Raw genomic sequence first — 15,659 nt, 5'->3', positions numbered from 1 at the left:
GGAGAAGCTAACCCGGATCGCCGTTAGCGACGGCCCGCGCCGGGGTACCGCTCGGTGATGGCGGTTGTGGAGAAGGTGATCGACGCGCCCCCGGAGCAGGTCTTCGAGGTGCTCGCGGACGGGTGGACGTACAGCGACTGGGTGGTGGGCACCGCGCACGTGCGGGACGTGGACGACACGTGGCCGCGCGTCGGCAGCCGGCTGCACCACCGGGCCGGGCCGTGGCCGTTCTCGCTCCAGGACAAGTCGACGGTGCTGGAGTGCCAGGCGCCGCACCGGCTGGTGCTGCGCGCCGGGCTGTGGCCGGCCGGGGAGGCGATCGTGGCGTTCGCCCTGGAGCCGCTGGACGACGGCAGGACCCGGGTGACTATCGGCGAGGACTTCGCCGCCGGACCGCTGCGGTGGGTCCGGACCAAGCTCAACGACCTGGTGCTGCATCTTCGCAACCGGGAGACGCTTGCCCGGCTGTCCGACATCGCGACGAGGCAGAAGCCGGAGCGGTGATCGATCGGTGGCGGGGCGTCTGTGCGGCTGTCGCGCGAGGGACTGGCTACCCTCTCAGGTGAACCTGTCGGCTGACCGAGGATGTCCGTGATGATCGAACCCGTGCAGTTACCCTCCCCGTGGGGGGATGCGCGCCTGACCGTCGTCGTTCCGACCTACAACGAGGCGGGCAACCTCCCGGTGCTGGTCGAGCGCCTCCTCGCGCTGCCGCTGCCGGGGCTGAAGGTGCTGGTCGCCGACGACAACTCCCCGGACGGTACCGGCGAGGTCGCCGACAAGCTGGCCATCGAGCACCCGGACCGGGTGACGGTGCTGCACCGCCCGGGCAAGGAGGGTCTCGGCCGGGCGTACGTGGACGGCATCGGCCGGGCGCTCGACGACGGCGCGGACTTCGTCGCGCAGATGGACGCCGACCTGTCGCACCCGCCGGAGGCGCTGCCCGGCATGCTCGGCGCGCTGCTGTCCACCCAGGCTTCGGTGGTCATCGGCTCGCGCTACGTGCCCGGCGGTGAGCTGGACGAGAACTGGCCGCTGTACCGGCGCGCGCTCAGCGGCTGGGCGAACCTGTACGTGCACACGCTGCTGCGGGTACGCATCCGCGACCTGACCGCCGGCTTCAAGATCTGGCGGGCGGATGCGCTGCGCGCGATCGGGCTGGACCGGGTGCAGTCCAACGGCTACAGCTTCCAGGTGGAGATGCACTACCTCGCCACCAAGCTGGGCCACACGATCCTGGAGGTGCCGATCCGCTTCGAGGAGCGCCGCGACGGCGACTCGAAGATGACCACCGCCACGAAGATCGAGAGCGCGCTGATGCCGTTCAAGCTGCGCAGCCGGCACCGCAACCTGGATTCCTGACCCGCTCTCCCGCACGTCCACCGCGCCCTCACGCTGCGTCATTGTCACCGCGCGTGAGGGCGCGGTCGTCCCGCCACTTTCCTCGTCGGCCCCTTTGCTCTGCAGCCATCGGCGCAGCACCACCCTGAGCAGGGACGCTGTCCGGGACACCGTTTCACCGGGCGCCCGCCGCGGACACGGTGCGTGACCGATGCGTATGCGGGTGCAGAGCAAAGGCGGCGGTGCGTTGATACCGCCGGGGCAGCGCCGAATACTCGGCGTGACACACCGTGAACGGCCGTCAGCCGTCGATTGCGCGGCGGCGATCAGCAGTCGGCGCAGTCGGCGGTCAGCCGACACCGCTTTGAGCACCTCGTCGCGAACAGCTCGCAGATCTTGGTAGGAAACGGCCCCCATAGGGGCACTTTCGTACCAAGATCTACGGCTGCATCCGGGTGGAGGCGCGGTCGGGTCAGCGGTAGACGGTGCGGTGGGCGGCGGCGATCGTCCGGGCGTACACCGCGCCGGTGACGGCCCGGTCGCGGGCCAGCGCGGCCCGCGCCGCGTTCGCCCCCGGCGCGCCGTGGACGCCGCCGCCCGGGTGGGCGGAGGCGCTGGCCAGGTAGAGCCGGTCCACCGGGGTGTCGGCCCGGCCCAGGCCGGGGATCGGCCGCAGGAACAACTGCTGGTACGCCGCGGCAGTGCCGCCGCCCAGCGCTCCCCCGACCAGGCTCGGCTCGGCGGCCTCCAGGTCGGCCGGGCCGGCCACGTGGCGCCCGACGATCGACGCCCGGAAACCCGGCGCCGCCGTCTCCAGCACCTCCTCCATCCGCTCCACGTGCCCCGCCACCTCCTCGGCCCGCCAGGTCCGGCGGAACGGCAGGTGGGTGTAGGACCAGAGCGACTCGGTGCCGGGCGGTGAGTGACTCGGGTCGGCCACCGACATCTGCCCCACCAGCAGGAACGGATCCCGTGGCAGCTCGCCGCGGGCCAGCTCGGCCGCGTACGTGGTGAGGCCGTCGAGGTCGGCGCCCAGGTGCACGGTGCCGGCGCCGGCCAGGTCGCGGTTCTTCCACGGCACCGGCGCGGACAGCGCCCAGTCGACCTTGAGCGTGGAGCCGTCCCACTTGAAGTGCGCCAGGTCCTCGACCATCCGGGGCGGCAGCGCCGCCGCGCCGACCAGGTCGAGGAAGAGCGCAGGCGCTGGTACGTCGGCGACCACGGCGCGCCGGGCCCGCCAGTCGGTGCCGCCTGCGGTGCGTACGCCCATCGCCCGGCCCCGGGCGGTGAGCACCCGCTCGACCCGGGCGCCGTACGTGATCCGCCCGCCCCGCTCGGCCAGCCGCGCCACCAGCGCGTCGGTGATCTTCTGGGCGCCGCCCACCGGCACCGGCCAGCCCACCTGCTGGCCGAGCATGGCGAGCAGCCAGCCGTACACGCCGGAGCCGGCCTCCTCCGGGGACAGGTCGGTGTGCAGGGCGCATCCGGCCAGCAGCACAGTGCCGCCCTCGCCCTCGAACAGCTCCGCGCCGAGCTTGCGGACCGGGAGCACGAGGCGGCGGGCGAGCCGGAGCGCGCCGCCGACCCGGAGCTGCCGCAGCAGGCCCAGCCCGCCGCGTACCGGCGGGAACGGGGTGGTGATCGTCTGCAACATCGGCTCGGACACCTGGCACCAGTCGGCGTACGCGTGCCGCCAGCGCTCCCCGTCGCCGGGCGCGAACGCCTCCAGCGAGGCGGCGGTGGCGTCCAGGTCGCGGTTGACCACTGCGGCCCGGCCGTCCGGGAGCAGGTGCGCCAGCACGTCCGGCGCGTGCGTCCAGGACAGGCCGTGCCGTTCCAGGCCCAGCCCGTCGAGCACCGGGGAGGCGTAGCCGAGCGGGTAGAAGGAGCTGTAGAGGTCGCTGAGGTAACCGGGCGCGGTCACGTACGCGGAGCGGACGGCCCCGCCGGGCGCCTCGGTGGCCTCCAGGACCTCGACGTCCCAGCCGGCGTCCACCAGCAGGTTCGCGGCCACCAGCCCGTTGTGCCCGGCCCCGATGACGACGGCGTCTGCGGTGGAGGTCATCCGATCCGCCTACCCGGCCGGTCACCGGGCGAAACGCGTTTGCCCAGCCCATGCCGGGGCAAGCACGGCCGCATGTACACGGTTGCGCAGCTCATTGGTGGAGTGTGGGGCGCCGGCGGCGAGGGCGGCGAGCTGGTCGTCCACGATCCGGCGGACGGGTCGCCGGTGACGCGGACGCCGGTCGCGACGGCCGACGAGGTGGCCAAGGCGGTGGAGGCGGCCCGGGGCGTGGCGGCGGAGTGGGCCGCGACCGCGCCCGCGGACCGGGCCGCGGCGCTGCACCGGGCGGCGGACGCCGTCGAGGCGGCGGCCGACGAGTTGGCCGAGGCGACCACGGCGGAGATGGGCAAGCCGCTCGACGACGCGCGGGGCGGGGTGGCGGCGGGCGTCGGCACGCTGCGACAGTACGCCGAGCTGGCCCCGCTACGGGGCGGCCGGACGCTGCACGGCGCGCACGGCGCGCTGGACTTCATGGCTCCCGAGCCGCGCGGCGTGGTCGCCGCGATCACCCCGTGGAACGACCCGGTGGCGGTGTCCTGCGGCCTGCTCGGCGCAGCGCTGGTCACCGGCAACGTGGTGGTCTACAAGCCGAGCGAGCGGACCCCTGCCACCGGCTGGCTGCTCGCCCGCGCGCTGGACTCGGCGTTGCCGGCCGGGGTGCTGTCGCTGATCACCGGCGGCGGCGAGGTGGGCGCCGCGCTGGCCGGGCAGGAGCTGGACGTCATCGCGCACGTCGGTTCCACTGCGACCGGCCGGGTGATCGCCGCCGCGGGCGCGCGTACCGGGGCGAAGGTGCTGCTGGAGAACGGCGGCAGCGATCCGCTCGTGGTGGACGCGGACGTCGACCCGATCTGGGCGGCCGAACAGGCGGCGCTCGGCTGCTTCGCCAACGCCGGTCAGATCTGCGTGGCGGTGGAGCGGATCTACGTGCACCGCGACGTCGCCGAGGGCTTCCTGGACGCGCTCGTGGCGCGCGCCGAGGCGCTCACAGTGGGCCCCGGCCGTGACCCGGGCACACAGCTCGCGCCGCTCGTGGACCGGCGGCACCGGGACCACGTGCACGGGCAGGTGACCGCCGCGCTCGCCGACGGTGCCCGGGTACGCGCCGGCGGCGTGCTGCCGGACGGACCGGGCGCGTTCTACCCGGCCACCGTGGTCGAGGGCTGCCGCCACGACATGGCGCTGGTCCGGGAGGAGACGTTCGGGCCGGTAGCCCCGGTGGTGGTGGTCGACTCGTTCAGCGAGGGGCTGCGTTGCGCGGCCGACTCCCCGTACGGGCTGGCCGCCACAGTGCTGACCGGCTCGATGAGCCACGCCCAGCGCGCCTGGCGGGAACTGCCGGTCGGCACCGTGAAGATCAATTCGGTGTTCGGCGGGGCGCCGGGTGGCGCGGCCCAGCCGCGCCGGGGCAGTGGCCAGGGCTTCGGGTACGGCCCGGAGCTGCTGGACGAGTTCAGCACCGTCAAGGCGGTGCACCTGGAGGCGCCGGGCGGCGGCCACTGGTGAGACGGCACAGAGCGAGCCCGGGACCGCCTCGGTCCCGGGCTCGACGCGTACCCCCAGGGGTCAGCGACCCCCGCGGGCCTTGCGGGTCGCGTTGTTGTTGGCCTTCTCGATCGCCGTGACCAGTTCCGGCTTGGTCATCCGGGACCGGCCACGCACGTCCAGTTTCTTCGCCACCTCCATGAGGTGGTCCTTGGTGGCGTTGGCGTCCACCCCGCCGGCCGTCGGCGCGCGCCGGGCCGGGCCGCCGCCTTCGGCCTGCTTGTCGCTGGGCCCCTTGCGGCCCTTGGGCTCCCAGTGGTCGCCCACCTTCTCGAACTCGTGCTTGACCGCGGCGAAGGCGGTGCGGTGCGCCCGCTCCCCCTCGCCGTACGTCTCGACCGCCGAGTCGTGTGTCTTCTCCCAGGTCCGCTGCGCCTTCGCCGGGGAGCGCCGCAGCGTGCTGGGCAGTACCTCGCGCCCGGGCATCTCGTCCTCCTTCTGGAGTCTCGATCGGGTGTCTGGTGTGGTTCCCTCCCGCCCGGCGGGCAAACCGGCACCCGGTTTGTCGATTTCCCCCCGGGGGTACCGCCCGGCCACGCCCGGTGGCGGGGCCTGGAGGAGGCGGACATGACCGTGACGACACCACAGACGGTCGACGGCCGGACGCGGTCCCGTCTCCCCCGCCGGATCCGCCAGCTCAACTGGCGCACCTGGCGCGGCGTGCTGGTACGCAGCGGCAAGGGCTTCGTCACTGACAACTGCGCGGACTGGGCCGCGGCGCTCACCTACTACGGCGTGCTGGCCCTGTTCCCGTCCACGATCGTGGTGGTCGCGCTGGTCGGCCTGGTCTCCGACGGCCCGCGCACCGTCGACACCGTGATCGACCTGGCCCGGGAGATCGGCGCCGGCTCGGTGGTCGGCAACGACGCGTTCGTGGGCGTGGTGCGCAACGTGGTCGAGCAGCAGGGCTCGGCGAAGGTGCTGCTCAGCTTCGGTCTGCTCGGCGCCCTCTGGTCCGCGTCCGGGTTCATCGGTGCGTTCACCCGCGCCTCCAACGCGATCTACGGGGTACGGGAGGGACGGCCGTTCTACCGGCTGCGCCCGTTGCAGATCGGCATGGCCGCGGTGACGATCGTGCTGCTGGCGGTGGTGGCCACCGGGCTGATCGTCAGCGGCCCGGTCACCGACGCGGTGGGTGACCTGCTGCACGCCGGGGCGGTGGCCCGCACCACGTGGTCGGTGGCGAAGTGGCCGCTGCTCGCCGTGGTCGCGATGACGCTGCTGTCGCTGCTGTTCTGGATCGCGCCGAACGTCCGCCAGCCGCGGTTCCGCTGGCTCACCCCGGGCGGCGCGCTGGCGCTCGTGGCCTGGGTGCTCGCCTCCTTCGGCTTCGGCCTGTACGTGGCGAACTTCGGCTCGTACGACGTCACGTACGGCAGTCTCGGCGCGGTCATCGCGTTCCTGGTGTGGCTCTACCTGTCCAACTGCGCGCTGATGCTCGGCGTGCAGGTGAACGCCGAGCTGCAACGCGGGCGGGCGATGCAGGCGGGGGTCGAGGAGCCGGACGACCCGGTGCTGCCGCCGCGCTCCCCGGCCGACGACGAGAAGGCGGACGGGGAGAAGACGGCCGACCGGTTGCCGCCCGGATGACCGGCTCTCCCGGCCCGCGCCGGTTTACCGGCGATCCCCCGGGGCATCTCCCAAGGCATGGAACGTGGCAGCAGCAAGCACTCGCCCAGGGTCGACGACCAGATGAGCAGCGAGGTCAGCGGTCTCGTCCAGAGCACCGGGACCGGCGGTTCGCGGGCCGAGGAGTTCCGGATCCCCGAGCCGGCCGGCGAGGACCAGCCGGAGGCCACCACGGCGCCGGCCGGGGAGCTGCGCAGCGGCACGCCGCAGGGCATGAGCTCCGAGGACGTCGAGGCGCGCAGCCGGCTGGGACGGTTCATCACCATGACCGCCCTGCCCGGTGACCGGGAGGCGCTGCTGGCAAACGCGCGGGAGAACGAGGCGCCGACGGACATCGTCGCCGCCCTGGAGACCCTGCCCGCGGGCGCCCACTACCAGACGATCTCCGAGGTGTGGGCCGCACTCGGGCACAGGAACGAGACGACGCGCTGGTGAGCGGGCCGGCCCACGGCCCGTACGAGACACACACCGGCGGAAGAGGAGGAACCCCGACATGAGTGGCGTTACCGAGCACGTGGACGTGGACGTCCCGATCCGGACCGCGTACGACCAGTGGACCCAGTTCGAGGAGTTCCCGCACTTCATGGACGGCGTGCAGGAGGTGCGGCAGCTCTCCGACACGATGACCCACTGGACCGTCGAGATCGCGGGCGTGAAGCGCGAGTTCGACGCCGAGATCACCGAGCAGCTGCCGGACGAGCGGGTGGCCTGGCGCTCCACCGGGGGCACCCAGCAGGCGGGCGTGGTGACCTTCCACCGCCTCGACGAGGGGCACACCCGGGTCACGCTCCAGATGGAGTTCGAGCCGCACGGCGTGGTCGAGCAGGCCGGCGACAAGCTGGGCGTGGTCGACCGGCGCGCCAAGGGCGACCTGGAGCGGTTCAAGCAGTTCATCGAGCGGCGCGGTCAGGAGACCGGCGCCTGGCGCGGCGCTGTCGACCGCCCCACCCCCTGAGCCACCTCCCCCGTACCCGAGTTTCGATGGCCGCCGGCGGTGCCGGCGGCCATCGCCGTGTCCGGCCGTTTGCGATCATCCGGTCCGGGTACCGCAGGGGAATGACCGACAACGACCGCCACGTGTGGCGCGACGAGGACCGCACTCCCCTGCACGAGCTGGACCAGGCCATCGCCCGGTCGGCCACGGACGGCCAGGGCGACGACGTCACCGCCAACGACGCCGGCGAGGAGGCCGCGTTCGGGCACGGCCCGGAGGCGGTGGACCGGGGCGCCGGCCCGGAGGCCGAGCGGCGTGAGATGACCGATGCGGACCGGGCCTACCGGCCGTCGACGATCGGGCGGACCGGCCCCGACAGCATGTGATCCGCCGGCGGCTGCGGCACCCGTGCCGATGCCCGCAGCCGCCGGATTCATGCTCGGCCGAAACGACAAAAAGTGCGGTACGGACGGCCGGGAAAACGGACAGCCCATCTAGAATCGGCCGAACGGCTGACGGCACTCCCCCTGATGCGCGCAAGACTTTCGGGATGCAACAGGGCTCCGGTTTCCTCTCCAACCGTCAGCGCAAGCTCGCGTGGCTGGGCTTCCTGCTCGCCGCGCTCCAGGCTCCGGTCTCCGCCCGGTTCACCGAGGACAGCTCCTGGCTGTTCAGCCTGGTGGTGGCGCTGATGGTCGCGACCGTGATCATCGCCGACGACGGCGCCCGCCGCCGCCCGGCCGACGCCCGCTCCTCCGACTGAGTCAGCGCGTGCCGGGGCGCGCCTCGTGCCCCGGCATCCCCCGGCTGCGGCGGCGCTCCTTCATCTCCGCCTCGTAGAGGTGCCGCCGGCCCTCGACCAGCTCGTCGCGGGCCTGCCGGTCCAGCTCCCGGAAGAGCGCGTAGTACCCGTCGTCGAAGTCCTCGACGATCTGGAACGTCCACCGCCCGGCGATGACGTTGCGGCCGAGCAGTTCCCTGTCGATCCGCTCGGCGAGCGCCGGGTGACCGGCGGCGCGGAACATCTCCACCGCGTCGTCGAGCATCAGGTCGGCGTGGCCGATGAGCTGGTGCAGCTCGTACAGGTGGCCGCGGGCCCGCTCGACGCACTCCAGGGCCTCGCTGAGCTTGCCCAGCGCCTCGACCGTGGCGTCACTCACTCCCTCCGGGCGCCGGTGTGCCCGGTCCGGTCCGTCGGCCCGCTGTCCCATCGTGTCCCTCCGTGACCCCGGTCGCGTGGTCTGCGTACCGGACTTCTGCCCCCGCACGGGCGACTCAATCCCGCCGGACGACGAGACGGCTCCCCCGGACGACCCGGGCATCCCCCGCTCGGCCGAGGCCGGCCCGCGGCGGGCGGCGTTAGCCTCGGACACCATGCGCGTGCCGAACAACCGGGTCGCGACCCGCCGCTCCGCGGCCGTGGCCGCGCGGACGACCCTCACCTCGCTGACCGTCACCGTCGGCACCGCCGGCCTCGCCGCGGCCCACGCCAACCCCGGGCTGCTCGCCGAGGTCGACCAGCACGCCGCCGGGGTACGCGACAGCCTCGACGGCGACCGCCGGCCACTGACGGTGGCGGCGCTCGCCGGGTACGTCGAAGGGCTGCGCGACGCGGCGGCCGAGTACGGCTGGACGCCGCCGGCCGAGCCGGTGGACTGGTCCGAGCCGGACTGGACGCTCACCCGCCTGCTCGCGGTGTGCCTGCTGGCCCGCGGGCTGGACCCGCGCCACCTGGCCTGACCCGGACACGGCTACGGGGCGCCCGCGATCGCCCCGCGGACACCCCGTCACCCGTTGCCGTCAGCCGTTCGGCCGGCGGAACTGCTGTGTCTCGTCCCCTGCCTCGCCGGAGCGGTACGTGCCCGCGCCCGACATGGACGACTGCTGCGCCGCCGGTGCCGGTTGCCCGCCCCGGTCGGCCATCCGCCGCTCGTAGTCGCCCCGGCCGGCCTGCTGCGCCTGCCGCTGCTGCCGGATCGCCCGGGACTCCTCGGCGGCCCGGTGCAGCCAGCCGTCCCAGCGGTCCTGCATCGGCTTGACCAGACCACCACCGACACCGACGATCAGGATGCCGGCCACGGTGGCGAGGAACGCCACGAGCACCGGCGTGGTCACCGTGGTGGCGATGCCCACCTGGTTCAGCGCGGCGATGATGCCGAGCGCCAGGATGAAGATCGCCGTCACGTCGGCCAGCACCCGGCCGTACGAGAGCCCACCCAGCGCGCCGGAGACCAGGTCCCGGACGGCGTTGGCGATGGCGGCGGCGATCACCACGATCACGATCGCCACGAAGGCCCGCGGCAGCCAGGACACCACCCCGCGGATCAGGTCGCTGATCGCGTTCGGTCCCCACACCCCGAAGGCGAACTGCAGGGTGAACAGCAGGACCGCGTAGTAGGCCAGTTTGGCCAGGATGTCGCTGGCGTCGTACTTGGTGCGTTCCAGGGCCCGTTTGACGCCGCCGCGTTCGACGGCGCGGTCGAATCCCACCCGTTCCAGTGCCGCGTCCACGATTTTGAGGACGGCTCGGGCGATGAGCCAACCCACGACGAGGATCGCGATGAACGCGATCGCCCGCGGTACGAAGAGCAGCACCGACCTCCAGAAGTCGGTCCAGGCCGCACTGATGTCGACCTGTCCGACCGCGAGGGTTTTCGGCATGATGTCCCTCCTGTCGCGTGAACTGCGCCGCCCGCATACCCGGTGACCTGGGCAGCACGCCGAGCCGGACCGGGGCAATTTCCCGACATGCCCTGCCGAACCGGTCTGACCTGCCCGAACATCCGCGCCGCCCGGCACCCGCACCCGCCACGGACGCATGATCGGAACCACCCGGCCACGCTCCGGTTAGGCTGCGGTCATGCCAGGCACCGTCGGTCGGGTTCCCACACCGTCCGCCCCCGCACCGGGAGCGCCCACCGATCCCGTCGTCGGCGGGCAGGCGGCCGGGACCGCCCACCCGTGGGCCGGCACGTCGCTGGGCGCTCCGCACACCTGGGATCCCGCGGTACGCGCCGTGACGGACGTGGTGCTCGCCTCCCCCGTACCGATGGCCCTGCTCCTCGGCGACGACCTGGTGGTCTTCTACAACGACGGGTACGCCGAGCTGATCGGCGACCGGCACCCGGACGCGCTGGGCCGGCCGGCGGCCGAGGCGTTCGCCGAGGTGTGGCGCGACCCGAGCGCCGGCGAGGCGCTGGAACGGGTCTACCGGCACGGCGAGCCGTTCCTGCAACGGGAGGCGGTGCTGCCGGCCGACCGGCAGGACCCGGCCGAGCCGGCCGTGTTCACCAGGGGCCACTGCCCGGTACGCGACTCCACCGGCCGCATCGTCGGCGTGCTGACCGTCTCGGCGCAGACCACCCAGCTGACCCAGCAGTTGCAGAGCCTGAGCGACTTCGCGGCGGCACTGGCCGGCACGCTCACGCTTGACGACGTGGCCCGGGTGACGTTGCGCTACTGCCTGCACTCCTTCGACGCCGACCGGGTGTCGTTCGCGGTGGACGAGGGCAGCGCGTGGCGGCTGGTCCGCCGCATCCGCGGCGAACTGCTCGACGAGGCCGACGAGCGGCTGCCCCCGCTGTGGCGCCGGATGTCCGCCGAGTCACCGCTGCCCGCGGTGGTGACCGCGCGCAGCGGCGTGGCCTCTTTCACCGCCGACGGGCAGCCGCTGCGCGGCGTCGCGGCGGACCGGCACGACGAGAAGATCCGCGCGCTGGCGGCGCTGCCGCTGCGTACCACGGTGGTCCGGGGCTCGCTGACAGTGGGCTACCGGACGCCGCGCCCCTGGTCCCCCGCCGAACGGGCGCTGCTGACCGCCTCCTCGGAGCTGGTCGGCCAGGCCGCCGAGCGGGCCCGCCGCTTCGAGACCCAGCACGGCACCGCCCAGATGCTGCAACGCAGCATGCTGCCGGAACGGCTCCCGGACCTGCCCCGGCTGCGCATCGCCGCCCGCTACGACCCGGGCGTGGACGGCAACGCGGCCGGCGGCGACTTCTACGACGCGTTCCTGCTGCCGACCGGCGCGCTGGGCGTGGTGCTGGGCGACGTGGCCGGGCACGACGTGCAGGCCGCCGCCCGGATGGGCCAGGTACGCGCCGCGCTGCGCGCGCTCGCCCTGGTCGACTCCCGGCCGGACGCGGTGCTCGACGGGCTGGACCGGCTGGTGGCCAGCCTCGGCGTCGAGGGCGGCACCCAGGAGCTGTTCGTGACAGTGGTCTTCGGCGTGGTCGACGCGGACCGGGAGCTGGTCACGCTGGCCAGCGCCGGTCATCCCGCGCCGCTGATCCGGCGCGCCGGACCCGGCGCGGCGGTGGCCGAGTTCGTCGACGTGCCGCCCGCTCCTCCGCTGGGCCTGGGTGGGCGGGCGCGTACCGCCACCGTGCCGTTCCGCCCCGGCGACACGCTGCTGCTCTACAGCGACGGCGTGGTGGAGCGGCGCTGGCAGGACCTGGCCGCCGGGATGGCCGGGCTGGGCGCGGCGGTGACCGGGGCGGCCGGCGGCGACCCGCGCGCGCTGTGCGCGGTGGCGACCGCGTCGGTGCCGGGCGCCACCGAGGACGACGTGGCGGTGCTCGCCGTCGAGTACGCGGTGCGCCCCAGCCGGTCGGCGAGCATGGAGGTGCCGGCCGAGCCGACCGCGCCGAGCCGGGTCCGGCACTGGATGACCGCGCAGCTCGGCGAGTGGCGGGTGCCGGAGGCGGTGATCGGCGCGGCGGTGCTGTGCACGAGCGAGCTGACCACCAACGCGCTGCTGCACGCCGGCACCGCCGCCCGGGTCGAGGTCGACCTGTCCGCCGAGCGGTTGCTGGTGTCGGTTGCCGACTCGGGCACCCGGGGTCAGGTCACCCGGGCGCAGACCGACACGCTCAGCAGCCGCGGCCGCGGGCTCGGCCTGATCGAGGAGCTGAGCGACGCCTGGGGCACCGACCCGACCGTACGCGGCTCGACGGTCTGGTTCGAGATCCTCATTCCGGCGGGTGAGCCGCGCGTCGGCGACGCCCCGGCCGGGTAGGAGCCGGACATGGCCGACGACAAGCGACGCGGTGTCCTGTTCGACGTGGACGGCACCCTGGTCGACACGACGTACCTGCACACGGTGAGCTGGTGGGAGGCGCTGCGCCAGGCCGACCACCGGGTGCCGATGGCGCGGATCCACAGGTCCATCGGCATGGGCTCGGACAAGCTGCTCGACCACCTGCTCGGCGCCGAGCGGGACCGGGACGCCGACGGCCGGCTGCGCGACGCGCACGACGCGCTGTACGCGGAGTACTGGGAGCGGCTGGCGCCGCTGCCCGGTGCCCGGGAACTGCTGCGCGCCTGCGCCGAGCGCGGGCTGCGGGTGGTGCTGGCGACCTCGGCCGCCGAGCACGAGGTGACAGCGCTGCGGGCCGCGCTGGACGCGGACGACGTGATCGACTCGGTCACCTCGTCGGCCGACGCGCAGGAGAGCAAGCCGGCGCCGGACATCCTGGTCGCCGCGCTTGAGCAGTCGGGGCTGACCGCCGAGCGGGTGGTGTTCGTCGGCGACTCGGTCTGGGACGTGGCAGCCGCCGGCAAGCTGGACATCCCGTGCATCGGCCTGACCTGCGGCGGCACCGGCCGGGCGGAGCTGGCCGGCGCGGGCGCGGTGGCGGTCTACGACGACCCGGCGGCGCTGCTGCACGCCCTGCCGGACAGCGCCATCGGCACGCTCGGCTGACCGGCGGTCAACCGGCGGGCACGCGCACGCTTAACCGGACCCGCTTCGGGGCACTGCTGGACTCCACCGCCCGGCCGCCGGGCGTCGGAAGGGTGGTGTCGTGGAACCGGTCGATGTCGCGTTCGCTCTGCTGGGCGTCGGTGCGCTGCTGGCCGGGGTGCTGCCCCGGGTGCTGGAGCGGCGGCCGCTGTCGATGCCGATCGCGTTCCTCGGGCTCGGCATGCTCGTGTTCGTGCTGCCCACCGGTCTGCCCACACCGGACCCGCTGCGCTGGCCGGAACTGACCACCCACCTCACCGAGGTCGGGGTGATCGTCGCGCTGATGGGTGCCGGCCTGAAGATCGACCGTCCGCTGAGCTGGGCCCGCTGGTCGTCGACGTGGCGGCTGCTCGCGATCGCCATGCCGCTGTGCATCGCCGCGGTGGCGCTGCTCGGCTGGTGGTGGGCCGGTCTGGTGCCGGCCGCGGCGCTGCTGCTCGGCGCGGCGCTCGCGCCGACCGACCCGGTGCTCGCCTCCGACGTGCAGGTGGGCGAACCGACCGATGTGGAGGACTCGGAGGACGAGGTGCGCTTCGCGCTCACCTCGGAGGCGGGCCTGAACGACGGGCTCGCGTTCCCGTTCGTGTACGCGGCCATCGCGATCGCCACCACCGGGCTCGCGCCGTCCGGCTGGCTCGCCGAGTGGTTCGCGGTGGACGTGTTCTACAAGCTCGCCGCCGGGGTGGGTGGCGGGCTGCTCGTCGGCTGGCTGCTCGGCAAGCTGTTCTTCCGTGCCCCGAGCAAGCTGCGGCTGGCCCGGCACTCCGAGGGCTTCCTCGCGCTGGCCGCGACGTTCCTCGCGTACGGGCTGGTCGAGGTGATCGGCGGGTACGGCTTCCTGGCCGTGTTCGTGGCCGCCCGCGCGATCCGGGCCGCCGAGCGTACGCACGAGTTCCATTCCGTGCTGCACGACTTCGCCGAGCAGGTGGAGCGGCTGCTCACGGTGCTGTTGCTGCTGCTGTTCGGCGGCGCGGTGATCGGCGGGCTGCTCGCGCCGCTGACCTGGCCGGCGGCACTGGCCGGGCTGGCGCTGGTGCTGGTGATCCGGCCGCTGGCCGCATGGCTGTCGCTGCGCGGGGCGCCGGGCAAACCGGCCGAGCACTGGGTGATCTCGCTGTTCGGCATCCGCGGCGTCGGCTCGTTCTACTACCTGGCGTACGCCACCAGCAAGACCGACTTCCCGCAGGCGGATCTGGTCTGGGCCACAGTCGGTCTCGTGGTGGTGGTGTCGGTGGTGGCGCACGGGATCGCCGCGACACCGGTCATGCAGTTGCTGGACCGGGAGGGCGAACGCACCGGCGAGGACACGCGGGCCGGGTCGACGGCGCAACCGGTGGGCGCCACCGGCTGACCGGCCCGGGCCGAGGGCTGTCAGCCCAGCCGGGCGGCGAGCGCGCGGCCCAGGTCCCGTCCGGAGCGCCAGGCGGTCTGCACGCGCGGGCGGCCGAACGCGTCACCGGCCAGACCGATGCCGTCGTCGTCCAGGTGGAACGTGGCGCTCCCGGCGTGCGCGGCCGGGGACGCGTACGTCCAGCGGTGCACGTGGGCCGACACCGCCGGCTCGGGCAGTCCGAGCAGGTCGCGGACCGCCTGCTCGATCGCCGGGCGGGCGGCTGTGGGCTGGAGCAGGTGCCCGGCGGCGAACTCGGCTGTGGTGTGCGCGACGAGCACCGGCGCGCCGTCACCACGGCGGTCGCCGTCGTCGCAGACCAGGCTGAGTACGGGGTGGCCGTTGACGAACGCCCCGCGGAAGTCCGTCCAGCGGCGGGCCGGGAAGTGCAGCACCCCGCTCAGCGCCGGCGACCAGCGTTGCGCGGCCACCGCCCGGGTCGCCTCGGCCAGCGCCGGGTCCAGCAGCAGCGCCGCCTGCGGGCCGGGCATGGCGAGCACGACCGCCTCGGCCTCGGCGCCGTCCACCCGGAGGCCGGGCTCGACGCTCATCACCAGCCGGTCGTGCGTCACCGGCAGGTCGCCTGCGAGCTGCTCGACGAGTGAGCGCAGCCCGCGCGGGGCGGCCCAGCGCATCGGGCCGGTGACCTGCTCGCGCCCGCCCGGCCCGTACGCGACGAGCGTGTCGGTCCACTCCCGCGCCAGCCCGGCGGCCCGCCACCGGTCCACCACGGCGGCGAAGTCCGGGTCGTCCACCGTGAAGTACGCGGCGCCCAGGTCGGCCGGGCGGCCGTCGAAGCGCTTGCTGGCCATCCGCCCGCCGGTGACCCGGGCCCGTTCGCGTACCCGCACCGGGACACCGGCCCGCGCCAGCTCGGTCGCACACGCCACCCCGGCGACGCCCGCACCGACCACCACCACGCCCGCCCGCTCCGCCGTCACCAGCTGATCGTAGGCGGCGGGCGGCATGAACCAGCCGGGCCGGGGGTAGTGGTACACCTGTTCGAGGAGAGGTG

At 74.0% G+C, this 15,659-nt stretch carries 17 protein-coding genes; 12 read left to right on the top strand and 5 right to left on the bottom strand.

From position 1 onward, the window contains the following. Positions 1-57 precede the first annotated feature (57 nt). Together ML5_RS11640 and ML5_RS11635 are read left to right on the top strand one after the other, a co-directional pair. On the top strand, positions 58-504 hold the full coding sequence (locus ML5_RS11640; protein ID WP_013474830.1) for an SRPBCC family protein: 447 nt from the start codon (positions 58-60) through the stop codon (positions 502-504). Positions 505-594: 90 nt separating this feature from the next. After that, positions 595-1,362, top strand: coding sequence for a polyprenol monophosphomannose synthase (locus ML5_RS11635; protein ID WP_013285395.1), 768 nt, complete (start codon positions 595-597; stop codon positions 1,360-1,362). Positions 1,363-1,813: 451 nt separating this feature from the next. Here the strand turns inward: ML5_RS11635 and ML5_RS11630 are convergent, their stop codons facing one another. Further along, entirely contained in the window at positions 1,814-3,406 is a 1,593-nt protein-coding gene (locus ML5_RS11630) for an NAD(P)/FAD-dependent oxidoreductase (protein WP_013474829.1), read from the bottom strand. Between the two features lie 72 nt (positions 3,407-3,478). Between ML5_RS11630 and ML5_RS11625 the strand changes: the two genes are divergently transcribed. After that, a complete protein-coding gene (locus tag ML5_RS11625) occupies positions 3,479-4,912 on the top strand; it encodes an aldehyde dehydrogenase (RefSeq protein ID WP_013285393.1) in 1,434 nt (477 codons plus the stop codon). Between the two features lie 60 nt (positions 4,913-4,972). Here ML5_RS11625 and ML5_RS11620 read toward each other — a convergent pair whose 3' ends face one another. Continuing rightward, positions 4,973-5,377, bottom strand: coding sequence for a ChaB family protein (locus ML5_RS11620; RefSeq protein ID WP_013285392.1), 405 nt, complete (start codon positions 5,375-5,377; stop codon positions 4,973-4,975). Between the two features lie 141 nt (positions 5,378-5,518). Here ML5_RS11620 and ML5_RS11615 point away from each other — a divergent pair, with 141 nt between their 5' ends. The 5 genes from ML5_RS11615 (at position 5,519) to ML5_RS11595 (ending at position 8,277) form a co-directional block, all read left to right on the top strand. Continuing rightward, positions 5,519-6,541, top strand: a complete 1,023-nt coding sequence (locus ML5_RS11615; protein WP_013474828.1) for a YihY/virulence factor BrkB family protein — start codon at positions 5,519-5,521, stop codon at positions 6,539-6,541. Between the two features lie 57 nt (positions 6,542-6,598). Further along, a complete protein-coding gene (locus tag ML5_RS11610; protein WP_013285390.1) occupies positions 6,599-7,015 on the top strand; it encodes a DUF2795 domain-containing protein in 417 nt (138 codons plus the stop codon). A 58-nt stretch (positions 7,016-7,073) separates the two neighbouring features. Further along, a complete protein-coding gene (locus tag ML5_RS11605) occupies positions 7,074-7,535 on the top strand; it encodes an SRPBCC family protein (RefSeq protein ID WP_013285389.1) in 462 nt (153 codons plus the stop codon). 101 nt (positions 7,536-7,636) lie between these two features. Continuing rightward, positions 7,637-7,900 (top strand): hypothetical protein, encoded by a 264-nt coding sequence (locus ML5_RS11600; RefSeq protein WP_030270328.1) that lies wholly within the window; start codon positions 7,637-7,639, stop codon positions 7,898-7,900. 164 nt (positions 7,901-8,064) lie between these two features. Then, positions 8,065-8,277, top strand: a complete 213-nt coding sequence (locus ML5_RS11595) for a hypothetical protein (RefSeq protein ID WP_013285387.1) — start codon at positions 8,065-8,067, stop codon at positions 8,275-8,277. 1 nt (position 8,278) lies between these two features. Here ML5_RS11595 and ML5_RS11590 read toward each other — a convergent pair whose 3' ends face one another. After that, positions 8,279-8,725, bottom strand: a complete 447-nt coding sequence (locus tag ML5_RS11590; protein WP_013285386.1) for a hypothetical protein — start codon at positions 8,723-8,725, stop codon at positions 8,279-8,281. Positions 8,726-8,888: 163 nt separating this feature from the next. On the opposite strand from ML5_RS11590, the gene ML5_RS11585 reads away from it, so the two are divergent. Next, positions 8,889-9,254, top strand: coding sequence for a DUF6401 family natural product biosynthesis protein (locus ML5_RS11585; protein WP_041784500.1), 366 nt, complete (start codon positions 8,889-8,891; stop codon positions 9,252-9,254). A gap of 60 nt (positions 9,255-9,314) precedes the next feature. Here the strand turns inward: ML5_RS11585 and ML5_RS11580 are convergent, their stop codons facing one another. Further along, positions 9,315-10,175, bottom strand: a complete 861-nt coding sequence (locus tag ML5_RS11580; protein WP_013474825.1) for a hypothetical protein — start codon at positions 10,173-10,175, stop codon at positions 9,315-9,317. Between the two features lie 199 nt (positions 10,176-10,374). On the opposite strand from ML5_RS11580, the gene ML5_RS11575 reads away from it, so the two are divergent. The 3 genes from ML5_RS11575 (at position 10,375) to ML5_RS11565 (ending at position 14,605) form a co-directional block, all read left to right on the top strand. After that, positions 10,375-12,528: a SpoIIE family protein phosphatase gene (locus tag ML5_RS11575; RefSeq protein ID WP_013474824.1), complete on the top strand. Its 2,154-nt coding sequence runs from the start codon at positions 10,375-10,377 to the stop codon at positions 12,526-12,528. Between the two features lie 9 nt (positions 12,529-12,537). Then, on the top strand, positions 12,538-13,215 hold the full coding sequence (locus ML5_RS11570) for an HAD family hydrolase (RefSeq protein WP_013474823.1): 678 nt from the start codon (positions 12,538-12,540) through the stop codon (positions 13,213-13,215). A 100-nt stretch (positions 13,216-13,315) separates the two neighbouring features. Continuing rightward, positions 13,316-14,605, top strand: coding sequence for a sodium:proton antiporter (locus ML5_RS11565; protein WP_013474822.1), 1,290 nt, complete (start codon positions 13,316-13,318; stop codon positions 14,603-14,605). Between the two features lie 20 nt (positions 14,606-14,625). Here the strand turns inward: ML5_RS11565 and ML5_RS11560 are convergent, their stop codons facing one another. After that, complete coding sequence (locus ML5_RS11560; protein WP_184977832.1) at positions 14,626-15,564, bottom strand: NAD(P)/FAD-dependent oxidoreductase; 939 nt, start codon at positions 15,562-15,564, stop codon at positions 14,626-14,628. Positions 15,565-15,659 lie beyond the last annotated feature (95 nt).

Source organism: Micromonospora sp. L5 (assembly GCF_000177655.2).
In the GTDB taxonomy this organism is placed as follows: domain Bacteria; phylum Actinomycetota; class Actinomycetes; order Mycobacteriales; family Micromonosporaceae; genus Micromonospora; species Micromonospora aurantiaca.
The sequence above is the reverse complement of the archived record's forward strand: the minus strand, read 5'-3'. Positions and strand labels throughout refer to the sequence as shown.

Excerpts from the sequence above, each read along its gene's own strand:
- ML5_RS11635 (WP_013285395.1), top strand. The coding sequence starts at position 595 with ATGATCGAACCCGTGCAGTTACCCTCCCCGTGGGGGGATGCGCGCCTG.
- ML5_RS11640 (WP_013474830.1), top strand. The coding sequence starts at position 58 with ATGGCGGTTGTGGAGAAGGTGATCGACGCGCCCCCGGAGCAGGTCTTC.
- ML5_RS11610 (WP_013285390.1), top strand. The coding sequence starts at position 6,599 with ATGGAACGTGGCAGCAGCAAGCACTCGCCCAGGGTCGACGACCAGATG.
- ML5_RS11615 (WP_013474828.1), top strand. The coding sequence starts at position 5,519 with ATGACCGTGACGACACCACAGACGGTCGACGGCCGGACGCGGTCCCGT.
- ML5_RS11625 (WP_013285393.1), top strand. The coding sequence starts at position 3,479 with ATGTACACGGTTGCGCAGCTCATTGGTGGAGTGTGGGGCGCCGGCGGC.
- ML5_RS11605 (WP_013285389.1), top strand. The coding sequence starts at position 7,074 with ATGAGTGGCGTTACCGAGCACGTGGACGTGGACGTCCCGATCCGGACC.
- ML5_RS11630 (WP_013474829.1), bottom strand. The coding sequence starts at position 3,406 with ATGACCTCCACCGCAGACGCCGTCGTCATCGGGGCCGGGCACAACGGG.
- ML5_RS11580 (WP_013474825.1), bottom strand. The coding sequence starts at position 10,175 with ATGCCGAAAACCCTCGCGGTCGGACAGGTCGACATCAGTGCGGCCTGG.
- ML5_RS11570 (WP_013474823.1), top strand. The coding sequence starts at position 12,538 with ATGGCCGACGACAAGCGACGCGGTGTCCTGTTCGACGTGGACGGCACC.
- ML5_RS11595 (WP_013285387.1), top strand. The coding sequence starts at position 8,065 with ATGCAACAGGGCTCCGGTTTCCTCTCCAACCGTCAGCGCAAGCTCGCG.
- ML5_RS11585 (WP_041784500.1), top strand. The coding sequence starts at position 8,889 with ATGCGCGTGCCGAACAACCGGGTCGCGACCCGCCGCTCCGCGGCCGTG.
- ML5_RS11575 (WP_013474824.1), top strand. The coding sequence starts at position 10,375 with ATGCCAGGCACCGTCGGTCGGGTTCCCACACCGTCCGCCCCCGCACCG.
- ML5_RS11590 (WP_013285386.1), bottom strand. The coding sequence starts at position 8,725 with ATGGGACAGCGGGCCGACGGACCGGACCGGGCACACCGGCGCCCGGAG.
- ML5_RS11600 (WP_030270328.1), top strand. The coding sequence starts at position 7,637 with ATGACCGACAACGACCGCCACGTGTGGCGCGACGAGGACCGCACTCCC.
- ML5_RS11620 (WP_013285392.1), bottom strand. The coding sequence starts at position 5,377 with ATGCCCGGGCGCGAGGTACTGCCCAGCACGCTGCGGCGCTCCCCGGCG.